Raw genomic sequence first — 15,084 nt, forward strand, 5'->3', positions numbered from 1 at the left:
GTCGTGATGTATCGAGTCGATACATCAGCGCGAGATAAGGGCGAGAGGAGGCGACCATGAGCCGGCGGGCCGGGATTCTTGAGTTCGCCGTACTCGGCCTTCTCCGCGAATCACCCATGCACGGCTATGAGCTGCGCAAACGACTCAATACGTCACTGGGCGTATTCCGTGCGTTCAGCTACGGGACGCTCTACCCCTGCCTCAAGACGCTGGTCGCCAACGGCTGGTTGATCGAGGAATCGGGGAGCTCCCACGAGGACGCCCACGCCGCCCCCCTCGCGGGGCGCCGCGCGAAGATCGTCTACCGATTGACCGCGGATGGTAAGGAACACTTCGAGGAACTGCTCTCGCAGACGGGCCCCGACGCGTACGAGGACGAGCACTTCGCCGCCCGCTTCGCCTTCTTCGGGCAGACGTCACGCGACGTACGCATGCGCGTACTGGAGGGCCGCCGCAGCCGGCTGGAGGAGCGCCTCGAAAAGATGCGCGCCTCGCTGGCACGCACCCGGGAGCGCCTCGACGACTACACGCTTGAGCTCCAGCGCCACGGAATGGAGTCCGTGGAGCGCGAAGTGCGCTGGCTGAACGAGCTCATCGAGAGCGAGCGGGCCGGGAGGGACCTCAAGGGTTCCGCTTCCGGGGGGTCCGCTCAGCAGGACACCACCAATGGATCGACGGGCGGCCTGCCCCGTCCTGGGGACACCCCTGGGACGGATACGCCCGGCGACACCGCCACGTGAAGCCCACTCAGGGCCTCACTCGTACACACAGGGAGCAACCGGAATGGGTTCGGTTCGCGTAGCCATCGTCGGCGTCGGCAACTGCGCCGCGTCGCTGGTGCAGGGAGTCGAGTACTACAAGGACGCCGACCCGGCGTCCAAGGTCCCCGGCCTGATGCACGTGCAGTTCGGCGACTACCACGTGCGTGACGTCGACTTCGTCGCCGCCTTCGACGTCGACGCGAAGAAGGTCGGCCTCGACCTCGCGGACGCCATCGGCGCCTCCGAGAACAACACCATCAAGATCTGCGACGTGCCCAACACCGGTGTCACCGTCCAGCGCGGCCACACCCTCGACGGCCTCGGCAAGTACTACCGCCAGACCATCGAGGAGTCCGAGGCCGAGCCGGTCGACGTCGTCCAGGTCCTGAAGGACAAGCAGGTCGACGTCCTCGTCTGCTACCTGCCCGTCGGCTCCGAGGCCGCGGCGAAGTTCTACGCCCAGTGCGCCATCGACGCCAAGGTCGCCTTCGTCAACGCCCTCCCGGTCTTCATCGCCGGCACCAAGGAGTGGGCGGACAAGTTCACCGAGGCGGGCGTGCCGATCGTCGGTGACGACATCAAGTCGCAGGTCGGCGCCACCATCACGCACCGCGTCATGGCGAAGCTGTTCGAGGACCGGGGTGTCATCCTGGACCGCACGATGCAGCTGAACGTCGGCGGCAACATGGACTTCAAGAACATGCTCGAGCGCGAGCGCCTGGAGTCCAAGAAGATCTCCAAGACGCAGGCCGTCACCTCCCAGATCCCCGACCGTGAGCTGGGCGAGAAGAACGTCCACATCGGCCCGTCGGACTACGTGGCCTGGCTGGACGACCGCAAGTGGGCGTACGTCCGTCTGGAGGGTCGCGCCTTCGGTGACGTCCCGCTGAACCTGGAGTACAAGCTGGAGGTCTGGGACTCCCCGAACTCCGCGGGTGTCATCATCGACGCCGTGCGCGCCGCGAAGATCGCCAAGGACCGCGGCATCGGTGGCCCGATCCTCTCGGCCTCCTCGTACTTCATGAAGTCCCCGCCGGTCCAGTACTTCGACGACGAGGCCCGCGAGAACGTCGAGAAGTTCATCCGCGGCGAGGTCGAGCGCTAAATCCGGCGCTCGTCCGAGAACGCTCCTGCCAGGGCTGTGAGGGTCCCCGGGTTCTACGACCCGGGGACCCTCCCCGTGTGTGAGGCTGTGCCTCATGCCTGTCGTCCGCGACCTGCGCGTCCTGCTGCGCCTCAGGGACTTCCGACGCCTGCTCTCCGTACGCCTGCTCTCCCAGGGCGCCGACGGCGTCTACCAGATCGCTCTCGCCACGTACGTCGTCTTCTCCCCCGAGAAACAGACCTCGCCCACCGCGATCGCCTCGGCGATGGCGGTGCTGCTGCTTCCGTACTCCCTCGTCGGACCGTTCGCGGGCGTCCTGCTGGACCGCTGGCGGCGTCGCCAGGTCTTCCTCTACGGCAATCTGCTGCGCGCGGTGATGGCGGTGGCGACCGCCGTGCTGATGGTCGCCTCGGTCCCGGACTGGCTCTTCTATCTCTCCGCGCTGTGCGTGACCGCCGTCAATCGGTTCATCCTCGCGGGTCTGTCCGCCGCCCTGCCGCGGGTGGTGGACGCCGAGCGGCTGGTGATGGCCAACTCCGTGTCCCCGACCGCCGGAACGCTCGCCGCGACCGCCGGCGGCGGACTCGCCCTGGCCGTACGTCTGGTGGTGGCGGACACCGACGCGGCCGTCGTACTGCTCGCCGCTCTCCTCTATCTGAGTGCGGCGCTCGCATCGCTCACCATGCGCCCGGAACTGCTGGGCCCGGACCAGGCCATGCTGCGTCCGCGGCTGCGTGCGGCGCTCGTGGGAACCGCCCGCGACCTCGTGTCGGGCATACGGCACCTCGCCGGACCGGAACGCCGGGAGGCCGCGTGGGCACTGTTCGCGATGACCCTGATGCGCTTCTGCTACGGCGCGCTGTTGGTCATGGTGCTGATGCTCTGCCGGTACGCCCTCTCCTCAGGCCCCGACGAGGGGCTCCGCCTCCTGGGAGTGGCGTTGGCGCTCTCGGGGGCCGGCTTCCTCGCGGCGGCCGTCGTGACGCCCTGGGCGGCGGGCCGGCTCGGTCCACGCCGCTGGATCGCTGTGTGCGCCGCGGCGGCCGCGATCCTGGAACCCGCCCTCGGTCTGCCCTTCGCCACCGCCCCCATGCTGATCGCCGCCTTCGTCCTGGGCCTGACCACCCAGGGAGCGAAGATCTCCACGGACACGATCGTCCAGTCCTGCGTGGACGACGCCTTCCGGGGCCGGATCTTCTCCGTGTACGACGTCCTCTTCAACGTCGCCTTCGTCGGCGCCGCGGCGGTGGCCGCCCTGATGCTCCCCCCGGACGGCCGCTCGACGGTCCTGGTGATCACGGTCGCCGTTGTCTATGCAGTGGTGGCCACCTTTATGTTCCGGTTTGACGCGCGCCGAATCGGATCGACATCGGAGTGACTCCGGAAGCACACCCTGAACAGCTGCTCGCTTCCCTCTGATGAACCTCAATTCCCTTGCTCCCGGGGAAGTCGAACTACAAGGATGTCATTCAGTGCCGGGCAAACGACCAGCCCGAGCACGACGAGGAATTTCTGAAAACGGGGAAACTACATGAAGACTCGCACCATGCGCGGAATTGCCGCCGCACTCGGCACTGTCGGTATTCTCGCCGGGACGGCGGCGCAGGCTTCCGCCACCGGGGCCCACCCGGCCGTGGCCAAGTACAACGACCCTGCTGCCACTCCGGCGGCATACGCCAACTACCTGCGCCACTCCCACGAAGAGGGTTCCGCCGACGCCCTCAAGCAATTCCAGCGTCTTTCGCCGGCGGACCAGAACAAGTTCGTCGGCTACCTGCACGATCCGGCTGTACTCAAGGCGCTCCTCGACAAGACCTCGGACCAGGGGGCCGGGATTTCCGTGTCCTCCCGAAACACTGGCAGTAAGGTTTCGCTGCACGGAGGCGATGTCATCGTCGGACAGGAGGGAACCATCAGCGGCATTTCCGCCGCTTCGCACCCCCTGCCCAAGGGAAATCACGAGGTTACCTACACCACCTACATCAAGGCCCTGGGCATAAAGATCATCAAGCTCAACCTGTCGGTGAAGTTCTACAGCAACGGGCGCGACATCACGAAGGCGATCGACGCCGAAGCCAGCAAGAAGAACCTCAGCGGTGCCATCAACCTCTCCCACGACAGGCCCAAGAAGTGGCTGAGTGACTGGAGCTGGTGCCAGCGGCACGGTCACTGCAGTCGCGGCCACAACGCCGAGGCCTCGGTCATCTGGGAGGGAAGCGCGGTGTTCCGGGGGGCCGTCTTTCAGGTCGACAAGAAGCAGTGGATGCAGGCCAACGTCTACGGCAAGCTCACCAACTACTACCTGCACAACGTGTAGGCGCGACAGCTGAAGGTGGCGGTTGCGGTGGCTATGGCCCCCTTTGGACTCCGGTAAGTGTCACATCAAGGAAACAGAGTCCTTCTGGGTTACAGGGTTGTCAGCGGGAGCCGCTAACTTACGTGGGTCTTATCTCGCGCCATGCGCACCCACGTTCTAGGGGGACCCCAAAGTGACGACTCCGCCGCCCCAGGGCCAGGCTCCGTACCCGCCGCAGGGCGGCTACCCCCAGCAGGGTCAGGCGCCCTACCCTCCCCAGCCCGGCGCCCCGACCGCCCCGATGCCGCCGCAGAAGCCGAAGCGGAGCGTCAGGCAGTACCTGCGCATAGGCGGCATCATCCTCGGTCTCGCCGTCGTGGCAGGTGGCTACTACCTGAACAACGACGACGACAGCAAGAAGCTGGCTGTCGGCGACTGCCTGACGAACACGGGAAGCGACACCTCCCCGGAGATCAAGCAGCTGGACTGCAGCGACTCCAAGGCGGACTACAAGGTGCTCAAGAAGGACGGCAGCACCAGCGTGTCCCAGCTCGCCTGCCAGTCGGTGAAGGGGACGACCGCGGCCCTTGAGTGGAAGGAAGGCAGCGACTCGTTCGTCCTCTGCCTCGGGAACAACAAGTAGCGCCACCCACTCCGAGGGGGATGTTTCACGTGAAACATCCCCCTTAGTGCACTCTGCCCGGGGTCATGTTTCACGTGAAACATGACCCCGTTTTTCGTGGCCTCAGCCCTGCTCGGCCCACCACTCCTTGAGCGCCGTCACCGCGGCGTCGTGCTCCATCGGCCCGTGCTCCAGGCGGAGCTCCAGCAGGTGCTTGTAGGCCTTGCCCACCACCGGGCCGGGGCCGACGCCCAGGATGTCCATGATCTGGTTTCCGTCGAGGTCCGGGCGGATCGCGTCGAGTTCCTCCTGCTGCTGGAGCTCGGCGATGCGATCCTCAAGGCCGTCGTACGCCCGCGACAGCGCCGCCGCCTTGCGCTTGTTGCGCGTGGTGCAGTCGGAGCGGGTGAGCTTGTGGAGGCGGGTGAGAAGCGGGCCGGCGTCACGCACATAGCGCCGGACCGCGGAGTCCGTCCACTCGCCCGTGCCGTAGCCGTGGAAGCGCAGGTGGAGTTCCACCAGGTGTGAGACGTCCTTCACCAGCTCGTTGGAGTACTTCAGCGCCGTCATGCGCTTCTTGGTCATCTTCGCCCCGACCACCTCGTGGTGGTGGAAGGAGACGCGACCGTCCTTCTCGAAGCGACGCGTGCGCGGCTTGCCGATGTCGTGCAGCAGCGCAGCCAGGCGGAGGGTCAGGTCGGGACCGTCCTCCTCCAGGGCGATCGCCTGCTCCAGGACGATCAGCGTGTGCTCGTACACATCCTTGTGCCGGTGGTGCTCGTCGCTCTCCAGGCGCAGCGCCGGCAGCTCGGGCAGCACATGGGCGGCCAGGTCGGTGTCGACCAGGAGCGTGAGGCCCTTGCGCGGGTTCGAGGACAGGATCAGCTTGTTCAGTTCGTCACGGATGCGCTCCGCCGAGACGATCTCAAGGCGACCGGCCATGTCCTTCATCGCCGCGACGACCTCGGGAGCCACCTCGAAGTCGAGTTGGGCGGCGAAGCGGGCGGCCCGCATCATCCGCAGGGGATCGTCCGAGAAGGACTCCTCGGGCGTGCCCGGGGTGCGCAGCACCCGCGCCGCCAGGTCCTCAAGGCCGCCGTGCGGATCGATGAACTCCTTCTCCGGCAGGGCCACGGCCATCGCGTTGACGGTGAAGTCACGCCGGACGAGATCCTCCTCGATGGAGTCGCCGTACGAGACCTCCGGCTTGCGCGAGGTGCGGTCGTACGCCTCGGAGCGGTAGGTCGTGATCTCGATCTGGTAGCCGTCTTTCTGCGCGCCGACGGTGCCGAAGGCGATCCCGACTTCCCACACCGCGTCCGCCCACGGCCGCACGATCTTCAGTACGGCCTCGGGGCGGGCGTCGGTGGTGAAGTCCAGGTCGTTGCCGAGCCGGCCGAGCAGCGCGTCCCGGACCGAGCCGCCGACCAGGGCGAGCGAGAACCCGGCCTCCTGGAAACGGCGGGCGAGGTCGTCGGCGACGGGGGCCACCCGCAGCAGCTCGCTCACCGCGCGCTGCTGCACCTGGCTCAGGGCAGAGGGAGTCTCTTCGTTGGCGTTCGGCACAACAGAAGAGGGTACGTGGCCCGCCCGGCCGGGAGCGCCCCCATTAAACGTGCACGCACTTCTCGTCCCGTACCGCCATAAGCCACATCACAGTGCCCTAGGGCGGCTTTCCCCTTGATAATGAACATACGGGGCGGACGGCCGGTGTCCCCCCGATCTTGTGGGGCGGACCGCGGCACTTCCCCTCGGCGCACCTCGTTACCATGCGGGGACGCACATTCCGACGACCACTGACGACGAGGGACGGGCGAGCGCGTGGCCGAGGCGGCAGACTTCCTGGGGACGAGTCCCTCACCTGCCCGCCGCTGGCTGCGGCGGGCCGGAGCACTCCTCGCCGGAGCCCCTCTGCTGGCCGGCATACTCCAGCTGCCCGCCGCGATGTCGGCGCAGGCCGCTTCCTCGGACTCCGACCCGGTCTCCGTCTCCCTGGACACGCTCAGCCCGAACGTCCCCACGGACGGGGACACGCTGACCGTCTCCGGCACGGTGACCAACAACGGCAAGCAGTCGGTCACCGGCGCCCACGTGGGGCTGCGTGTGGGCGCCCCGCTGGGCACCCGCTCGGCCATCGACGGCATCGCCCGGCGCTCCGACGATCTGCAGGCCTCCGTCGGCAACGAGGTGGGCGGCAAGTACGTGGAGAAGTTCGCCAAGCTCGCCCCGGGCGTCGCCCAGCACTTCAGCATCTCCGTCCCGGTCGACAAGCTCGACCTCGGCCAGGACGGTGTCTACGAGTTCGGTGTCTCGCTGTCCGGCCAGACCGCCGCACAGCCGTGGGAGCAGGTGCTGGGCATCCAGCGGACCTTCCTGCCGTGGCAGCCGGAGGAGGCGGACACCAAGACGAAGGCGACGTACCTGTGGCCGCTCATCTCCACCGTCCACATGACGGCGAAGACGGGCGCCGGTGAGCAGCAGACGCCGGTCTTCCTCAACGACGACCTCGCCAAGGACATCTCCCCGGGCGGCCGCCTGGCGCAGATGCTGGCGCTGGGCAGGGAACTCGACGTCACCTGGGTGATCGATCCCGACCTGCTGGCCTCCGTGGACGCGATGACCCGCAGCTACCGCCTGCAGGGCGACAACGACACCACGACGGCCGGCACGCACCAGGCGGTGGCCAAGCAGTTCCTGGCCGACCTGCAGAAGGCCGTGGCGGACAAGGAGGTCGTCGCCCTGCCCTTCGCCGACCCGGACCTCGCCTCCCTCGCCCACAACGGCACCAGCGTCACCGGCTCCCTGAGCCACCTCAAGGACGCCACCGACGTCGCGGCCACCACCGTCAGGACAGTGCTCCACGTCACACCGAGCACGGACTTCGCCTGGCCCGTGGACGGCGCGGTGGACCCCTCGATCATCAAGGTCGCCACCTCCGCGGGCGCCGACAAGGTGATCGCCCGCAGCGACAGCTTCCAGGAGACCGGCGGTCTGTCCTACACGCCCTCCGCGGCCCGCCCCATCGGCGGCGGTACGAGCGCGGTGGTCGCGGACGCGCGGCTGTCCGAGGCGTTCGAGGGCGACCTGACGAAGGCGGGCTCGGCCACCCTCGCCGTCCAGCGGTTCCTGGCCCAGAGCCTGGCCCTGAACCTCCAGACGGACCAGCAGCGCAGCATCGTCATCGCCCCGCAGCGCATGCCGTCGGCCAGCCAGGCCCAGGCGATGGCCCAGGGGATCACGGCGCTCCAGGACAACAACTGGACGCTGTCCCAGGAGCTCACCTCGACCGCCAAGGCCAAGCCCGACCCGGGCGCGACCACGCGGATCCCCTCCACCTCCGCGTACCCCTCGTCGCTGCGCAAGCAGGAGCTGCCCCGGGCGGCCTTCGAGCAGATCGCGCGGACGCAGGACAAGCTCGACAACTTCCAGGTGATCCTCACCGACGAGTCCCGGGTGGTCACCCCCTTCGGGCGGGCCATGAACCGTGAGATGTCGACGGCGTGGCGGGGCCGGATCGTCGAGGCGGACCGGTTCCGGCTGGGAGTGGAGACGTATCTCGACCAACTCGCCGACCAGGTCAAGCTGATCGACAAGTCCGAGACGAAGCTGTCCGGCCGCAGCGCCACCATCCCGGTGACCGTCCAGAACAACCTGGTCCAGGGCGTCGACCACCTCGTCCTGCGGCTCACCTCGACCATGCCGACCCGTCTGGAGATCGGCGGCCAGCCCTACACGGAGCAGCCCGTCACCGTCTCCGGCGGGCACAGCCAGTCGGTGAAGTTCCCCACCTCGGCCAACGCCAACGGCCGCGTGACGGTGATCGCCCAGCTGTTCACGCAGGACGGCCAGGAGTACGGCACACCGGTCAGGTTCGACGTGAAGGTGACCGAGGTCACGCCCACCGTGATGCTGGTCATCGGCGGCGGTGTCCTGCTGCTTGTCCTCGCCGGCTTCCGGATGTACACCCAGCGCAAGCGCGCGGCCGCCCGGGCGGCGACCGAGGACGGTCCCGACGAGTCCGGGCAGGACACGGACGACGGTCCGCAGAACCCCGAAGCCCCCTCGGAGCGTCCGAAGGAAGAGTTGGACGCCGCGTCCGGGGCAGACGACCCGGAGCAGCCGAGTGACCCGACACCGGACACCGCACCGGAAAGCGCCGACCCGTCCGGGACGGGTGAGAGAGTGGACCGTTGAGCGATGTCGTGGCCGGTGGGCCCGGGGACGATGAGGTGGGGTAACCATGAACGCGCCGTACGACGGTGACCGCGGCCAGGCCGCGGCCGGCTCGGGCTACCCCGAGCCGGCTCCCGAGCCTGGCCAGGTACCGCCGCAGCACGCGGCGGACATGTACCTCCAGGACGCCTACGACCAGGACCCCTACCGGGCGCACGACCTCTCCGCCCAGGACCCGGTCGCCGAGGCGCTGTACGACCGTGCCTCGCACCCCCCGCCGCCCCCGGGCACGTACCAGCCGCAGCAGCCGCTGTACGGGCAGCCGGAGCAATCGTCCTACGCCCCCGACCCGCACGTGTGGGCCCAGACCCCGCCGCCGGAGCCCGAGCGGCCGACGAACTACCTGCCGTACGGCGACAACCCCCGTACGACCCAGTTCGTGGGCGTCGACGACCTGGTCACGCACTCCGGCGAGGAGCACCACGAGCCGGACGCCTTCGCGCACCTCTTCCGGGACCAGCAGCAGGGCGGCGGACTCCCGCCCGCCGATCCCCGCGCGGTACCGGGTCCCGCCGCCGCGCCGGGTGGCGCCCAGGGCCCTGTGGGCCAGTACCCGGCCGCCCCGCAGCAGTACGCGGCTCCTCACCACATGCCTCCGCAGCACGCGCCGGCTCCGCAGGCCGCTGCCCCGTATCCCGCGAGCGCGCCCTCGGCGGGCGGTCCCGCCGGTCCCGGCGGCCCCACGTCGGTGCCACCGTCCGCCCCGGCCCCCTCCTCCGACTCCACGTCCGCTCCCGCGGCGCACGCCGCGCCCGCGGCGAGGAAGGGCGGGCGGGCCTCGGGCCTGCTGAAGTCCAGCGCCGTGATGGCGGCGGGCACGATGGTGTCCCGGCTCACCGGCTTCATCCGCTCCGCGCTGATCGTCTCCGCGCTGGGCGTCGGCCTGCTCGGTGACACCTTCCAGGTGGCCTACCAGCTGCCGACGATGATCTACATCCTGACCGTCGGCGGCGGTCTCAACTCCGTCTTCGTGCCGCAGCTCGTGCGGGCCATGAAGGAGGACGAGGACGGCGGCGAGGCGTACGCCAACCGGCTGCTGACGCTGGTGATGGTGGCGCTCGGTGCGCTCACGGCACTCGGAATCCTCGTCGCACCCGTGCTGATCCACCTGCTGTCCCCGTCAGTGGCGGGCGATCCAGCCGCGAACCAGGTCGGCATCACCTTCGTCCGTTACTTCCTGCCCTCGATCTTCTTCATGGGCATCCACGTGGTGATGGGTCAGATCCTCAACGCGCGTGGGAAATTCGGCGCGATGATGTGGACTCCGGTCCTGAACAACGTCGTCATCATCGTGACGCTCGGCATGTTCATCTGGGTGTACGGCACCGCCGCCGACTCCGGCATGAAGGTGACGACCATTCCGATCGAGGGGCAGCGGCTCCTCGGGATCGGCATCCTCCTCGGACTCGTCGTCCAGGCCCTGGCGATGATTCCGTACCTGCGGGAGACCGGCTTCCGGCTCCGCCCGCGCTTCGACTGGAGAGGACACGGCCTCGGCAAGGCCGCGACGCTCGCCAAGTGGACGATCCTGTTCGTCCTCGCCAACCAGGCCGGCGCGATCGTCGTCACCCAGCTCTCCACCGCGGCCGGCAAGGCCTCGCCCGTCGACGGCACCGGCTTCGCCGCCTACGCCAACGCCCAGCTGATCTGGGGCTTGCCACAGGCCATCATCACGGTCTCGCTGATGGCGGCCCTGCTGCCGCGCATCTCGCGCTCGGCGGCCGAGGACGACGCGGGCGCGGTCCGCGACGACATCTCGCAGGGACTGCGGACGACCGCGGTGGCGATCGTGCCCATCGCGTTCGGCTTCCTGGCTCTCGGCATCCCGATGTGCACGCTGATCTTCGGCTCCTCGGGCACCAACGAGGCGACCAACATGGGCTTCATGCTGATGGCCTTCGGCCTCGGCCTGGTCCCGTACTCCGTGCAGTACGTCGTCCTGCGGGCCTTCTACGCCTACGAGGACACGCGCACGCCCTTCTACAACACCGTCATCGTGGCCGCCGTCAACGCGAGCGCCTCGGTGCTCTGTTACTTCCTGCTCCCGGCCCGCTGGGCGGTGATCGGCATGGCCGCCGCGTACGGCCTCGCCTACGCGATCGGCGTGGGCGTCGCCTGGAAGCGCCTGAGCAAGCGGCTGGGCGGCGACCTCGACGGCTCCCGGGTGCTGCGGACGTACGCCCGGCTGTGCATCGCCTCGGTCCCGGCCGCCCTGCTCAGTGGCGCGGCGTGCTACGGGATCGGACACAGCCTCGGTCAGGGCGTCATCGGCTCCTTCGCGGCGCTGGTGGTCGGCGGAGCGCTCCTGCTCGGCATCTTCTTCGTCGCGGCGCGCCGCATGCGCATCGAGGAGCTCAACTCCCTCGTCGGCATGGTGCGCGGGCGTCTGGGGCGCTGAGGCGGGGGTAAGCGCACAACCATCGTCCGCCGCCGCGTGTCGTGCATAGCGGCAGACTGTGGGCACAATTGGTTTCGGCGTCGGACAGCGTGCAACGGATGGGGAGGCAGGGACGACGGTGGCGGAACGCAGCACGGCTGCCGTCGACGTGGCAGACAACAGCGGTGACGAGCCGCTGACCGCCAAGGCGGACCAGTCCACGGCCGACGGGGTGGCCCAGAACCCGGAGCGGGACACGGACAGCGACGAGGCACAGGGGAGCGGCGGGACGGACGGTCCCGGTACGGCCTCACCTCCCGAACTGCACAGTGGTCACAAGCTCGCCAGGCGCTACCGCCTGGAGGAGTGCGTCACCCGTCTGGACGGATTCAGCAGTTGGCGAGCGGTCGACGAGAAACTCCGTCGCGCCGTAGGCGTCCATGTCCTGCCCGCGGAACACGTGCGGGCGCGTTCGGTACTGGCCGCGGCCCGGTCCTCCGCGCTGCTGGGCGACCCGCGCTTCGTCCAGGTCCTGGATGCCGTCGAGGAGAACGACCTCGTCTATGTCGTCCACGAGTGGCTGCCCGACGCGACCGAGTTGAGCACCCTGCTCTCCTCCGGGACGATGGAGCCGCACGACGCCTACCAGATGGTGAGCCAGGTGTCCTCCGCCATGGCCGCCGCCCACCGCGAGGGCCTCGCGCATCTGCGGCTCAACCCCAATGCCGTACTGCGGGCTTCGACCGGTCAGTGGCGCATCCGCGGCCTGGCCGTGAACGCCGCGCTGCGCGGCATCAGCTCCGACACCCCCCAGCGCGCCGACACCGAGGCGATCGGCGCCCTGCTGTACGCCGCGCTGACCCAGCGGTGGCCGTACGAGAGCGACGCCTACGGCCTGTCCGGACTGCCCAAGGACATCGGGCTCATCGCGCCGGACCAGGTGCGAGCGGGTGTCCACCGCGGCCTGTCCGAGCTCGCGATGCGCGCGCTCGTCAACGACGGCGCCACCGCCTCCCGGCACGAGTCCGCGTGCACCACGCCGGAGGAGCTGGTGAAGGCGATCGGCGAGATGCCGCGCATCCGCCCGCCGGAGCCGGCGTTCACGGCACCGCCGGAGTACCAGCGCACGACGTACCAGCAGGGCACCTACGGCCGCCCGGCCCCGCACCCCGGCGTCACGCAGCCCCTCACGCCCCCTCCACCGCCGCTGCAGAGCCGGACGGGCAAGGCCCTCAAGTGGGCGGTCTCCGCCCTCCTGATCGCCGCTCTGGGCCTCGGCAGCTGGCAGCTCGCGGACGCCCTGATGAACCAGAGCAACAAGTCCGACGACACGAACAAGACGCAGACGTCGGACGGCGGCGACAAGACCCCGAAGAAGCCGGCCAGTCAGCCGATCGCCATCGCAAGCGCCCACGACTTCGACCCGTTCGGGGACAAGTCCGAGAAGCCGGCCGACATAAGCAAGGTCTACGACGGCAGCACGGCCACGTACTGGCAGACGGACTTCTACAAGGGTGCGAATTTCGGCAACCTGAAGCCGGGCCTCGGCGTCATCCTGGACCTCGGCAAGGTCCAGGACGTCGGCAAGGTGACGGTTACCTTCATGGGGGACACGGCGGTCGAGCTCCGTTCCGCGGGCCCGGACGCGAACTCCCAGCCCTCGTCGTTCGACTCCTTCACGCAGGTGGCCCAGGGGTCGGGGCAGTCGGTGGTGCTCAAGCCCGGCAAGACCGTCAAGACCCGGTACCTCCTGGTGTGGCTCACCAAGCTGCCCTTGCAGCCCGACGAGGGCACCTACCGAGGCAGAGTGGCGGACATCAAGGTGACCAGCTAGGTTGCCCCCAGGGAGGGGCCGATGGCAGATGCCGCCGGATACGGCGACGCAAAGGACGAGGATCTGCTCGCCCGTCACGTCGAGGGGGATCCCGACGCCTTCGGTGAGATCGTGCGGAGGCACCGGGATCGGCTCTGGGCAGTGGCGCTGCGGACGCTGGGGGACCGGGAGGAGGCCGCTGACGCGGTCCAGGACGCCCTCGTGTCCGCGTACCGGGCAGCCCACACCTTCCGGGGCCAGTCGGCCGTCACGACCTGGCTGCACCGGATCACGGTGAACGCCTGCCTGGACCGCGCCCGCAAGGCGGCCTCCCGGAAGACGGCTCCCGTGGACGACACCGAGCGTCTGGAGCAGCTGCTGGAGCCGCACGAGTCGGCCGAGGCACCCGCCGAGCGGAACGATCTGCACCGCCAGCTCCTGGAAGCCCTGGGCACCCTTCCGCACGACCAGCGGGCGGCCCTGGTCCTGGTGGACATGCAGGGCTACCCCGTCGCCGAGGCGGCTCGCATCCTCGACGTCCCGACGGGCACGGTGAAGAGCCGCTGCGCTCGGGGCAGAGCCAAACTGCTCCCACTCATCTCCCATCTACGGCCGGAAATCTCCGGTGACGAGAAGAAGGAGGACCCGGCACGGAACCGGGCGCCGGGGACATCCGTCCCACCGGCAGCGGGACCTCGCCACGGAGGTTCACACGGGACAGGGCCGAGCGATTCAGCCGCAGTGAAGGGCGGAGGTGGGCGAGCGTGACTTCCACGACGGACACGACCGGGCACCCGGACGTCGCCGAGATCTCCGACCTCACCGAAGGCCTGCTCCCGCCCACGCGCAGCAGCGAGGTACGGCGTCATCTGGACGAGTGCGAACTGTGCACGGACGTCCATGCCTCTCTGGAGGAGATCCGGGGCCTGCTGGGCACCATGCCGGGCCCGGCACCCATGCCCGCCGACATCGCGGGCCGTATCGATGCCGCCCTCGCCGCCGAGGCACTGCTGAGCGCCACCGCGCCGGAGTCCGTGGACGCACCGGCCTCGGTCTCCGCTTCCTCCGGGCTGTCCGCCGAGGGCGGCGATGCTCGTGTTTCACGTGAAACATCGGCTCCGGTCGACCGGCCTGCCGGACGCCCGCACGCGACCACCGGCCCGGGACGCAAGGATCGGGGACGCGGCCGCCGCCGCAGGACGGCCGTCCTGGGCGCCGTCCTCACCGCTGCCGTCCTGGGGGCCGGAACCCTGTTCCTGCAGTCCCTGAGCGACGACACGTCCCATACGACGGCACACGGCGAGCAGACCAGCGCCACCTTTTCCGGCAGCCCCCTCAAGGGGCAGGTCACGGATCTCCTCACCACGAAGAAGAGCTCGCCGCGCGCTTCCGGCAGCCAGAGGCCGCACGTGGGCATCGAGTCCGAGACGGACGGTCCAGGATCGACCGCGACCGCGAACACCCTGATCCAGCCCTCCGTCCCGATCCCGGACTGTGTCCGGGACGGCCTCAACGGCAAGGGTGAGGTCCTCGGCGCCAAGACGGGGATGTACGACGGGAAGGAGGCGTACCTCGTCGTGCTGCCCGATGCCACGGACACCACCCGGGTCACCGCCTACGTCGTCGACGCCGCCTGCATGAACCAGCAGCCCGTCTCGCCCGGCAAGGTACTGCTGAAGCAGTCCTTCGCACGCCCCTGATCCGGGTCCCCGCGGCGCGACTTCCTTTCCCTCGTCCCCAGCCGGATATCCGTGCGGTGTGACGTCCCCCGTGCGCCCGGACACAGCGGGAATGCGGGCCCCGTAGGATCCGTTGGGTGGGGTGAGAGTCCCGGAAGGGACTCACACCTGTCGACTGACACAGAGCAGAGACGAGGA

Annotated in this window: 11 protein-coding genes; 10 read left to right on the forward strand and 1 reads right to left on the reverse strand. The window is 69.1% G+C overall.

The window, feature by feature from the left end; translation table 11 throughout:
* Positions 1-56 precede the first annotated feature (56 nt).
* The 5 genes from IPZ69_RS01300 to IPZ69_RS01320 all read left to right on the forward strand — a co-directional run bounded on the left by IPZ69_RS01300 (position 57) and on the right by IPZ69_RS01320 (position 4,805).
* A complete protein-coding gene (locus IPZ69_RS01300; RefSeq protein ID WP_235451737.1) occupies positions 57-740 on the forward strand; it encodes a PadR family transcriptional regulator in 684 nt (227 codons plus the stop codon).
* A gap of 43 nt (positions 741-783) precedes the next feature.
* Positions 784-1,866 (forward strand): inositol-3-phosphate synthase, encoded by a 1,083-nt coding sequence (locus IPZ69_RS01305; protein ID WP_235451738.1) that lies wholly within the window; start codon positions 784-786, stop codon positions 1,864-1,866.
* A 94-nt stretch (positions 1,867-1,960) separates the two neighbouring features.
* Positions 1,961-3,244, forward strand: coding sequence for an MFS transporter (locus IPZ69_RS01310; protein WP_235451739.1), 1,284 nt, complete (start codon positions 1,961-1,963; stop codon positions 3,242-3,244).
* A 153-nt stretch (positions 3,245-3,397) separates the two neighbouring features.
* Positions 3,398-4,183 carry a hypothetical protein gene (locus tag IPZ69_RS01315; RefSeq protein ID WP_235451740.1) on the forward strand — a complete coding sequence of 262 codons (786 nt, stop codon included), beginning with the start codon at positions 3,398-3,400 and terminating at the stop codon, positions 4,181-4,183.
* Between the two features lie 172 nt (positions 4,184-4,355).
* Positions 4,356-4,805 carry an LppU/SCO3897 family protein gene (locus tag IPZ69_RS01320; protein ID WP_235451741.1) on the forward strand — a complete coding sequence of 150 codons (450 nt, stop codon included), beginning with the start codon at positions 4,356-4,358 and terminating at the stop codon, positions 4,803-4,805.
* A gap of 102 nt (positions 4,806-4,907) precedes the next feature.
* Here IPZ69_RS01320 and IPZ69_RS01325 read toward each other — a convergent pair whose 3' ends face one another.
* The gene (locus IPZ69_RS01325; RefSeq protein ID WP_235451742.1) at positions 4,908-6,350 is read right to left on the reverse strand and encodes a CCA tRNA nucleotidyltransferase; all 1,443 of its coding nucleotides are present in this window, start codon (positions 6,348-6,350) and stop codon (positions 4,908-4,910) included.
* A 255-nt stretch (positions 6,351-6,605) separates the two neighbouring features.
* On the opposite strand from IPZ69_RS01325, the gene IPZ69_RS01330 reads away from it, so the two are divergent.
* From IPZ69_RS01330 to IPZ69_RS01350, 5 genes are all read left to right on the forward strand, one after another.
* Positions 6,606-8,978, forward strand: coding sequence for a DUF6049 family protein (locus IPZ69_RS01330; RefSeq protein WP_235451743.1), 2,373 nt, complete (start codon positions 6,606-6,608; stop codon positions 8,976-8,978).
* A gap of 46 nt (positions 8,979-9,024) precedes the next feature.
* Positions 9,025-11,415 (forward strand): murein biosynthesis integral membrane protein MurJ, encoded by a 2,391-nt coding sequence (murJ, locus tag IPZ69_RS01335; RefSeq protein WP_235451744.1) that lies wholly within the window; start codon positions 9,025-9,027, stop codon positions 11,413-11,415.
* A 118-nt stretch (positions 11,416-11,533) separates the two neighbouring features.
* On the forward strand, positions 11,534-13,228 hold the full coding sequence (locus IPZ69_RS01340; RefSeq protein WP_235451745.1) for a protein kinase family protein: 1,695 nt from the start codon (positions 11,534-11,536) through the stop codon (positions 13,226-13,228).
* A 21-nt stretch (positions 13,229-13,249) separates the two neighbouring features.
* Positions 13,250-13,975 (forward strand): RNA polymerase sigma factor SigM, encoded by a 726-nt coding sequence (gene sigM / locus IPZ69_RS01345; protein ID WP_235451746.1) that lies wholly within the window; start codon positions 13,250-13,252, stop codon positions 13,973-13,975.
* On the forward strand, positions 13,972-14,907 hold the full coding sequence (locus IPZ69_RS01350) for an anti-sigma factor family protein (RefSeq protein ID WP_235451747.1): 936 nt from the start codon (positions 13,972-13,974) through the stop codon (positions 14,905-14,907). The genes sigM and IPZ69_RS01350 overlap by 4 nt, the downstream gene beginning before the upstream one ends.
* The last annotated feature ends 177 nt before the right edge of the window (positions 14,908-15,084 follow it).

Source organism: Streptomyces olivochromogenes (assembly GCF_021538895.1).
Lineage (GTDB): Bacteria > Actinomycetota > Actinomycetes > Streptomycetales > Streptomycetaceae > Streptomyces > Streptomyces olivochromogenes_A.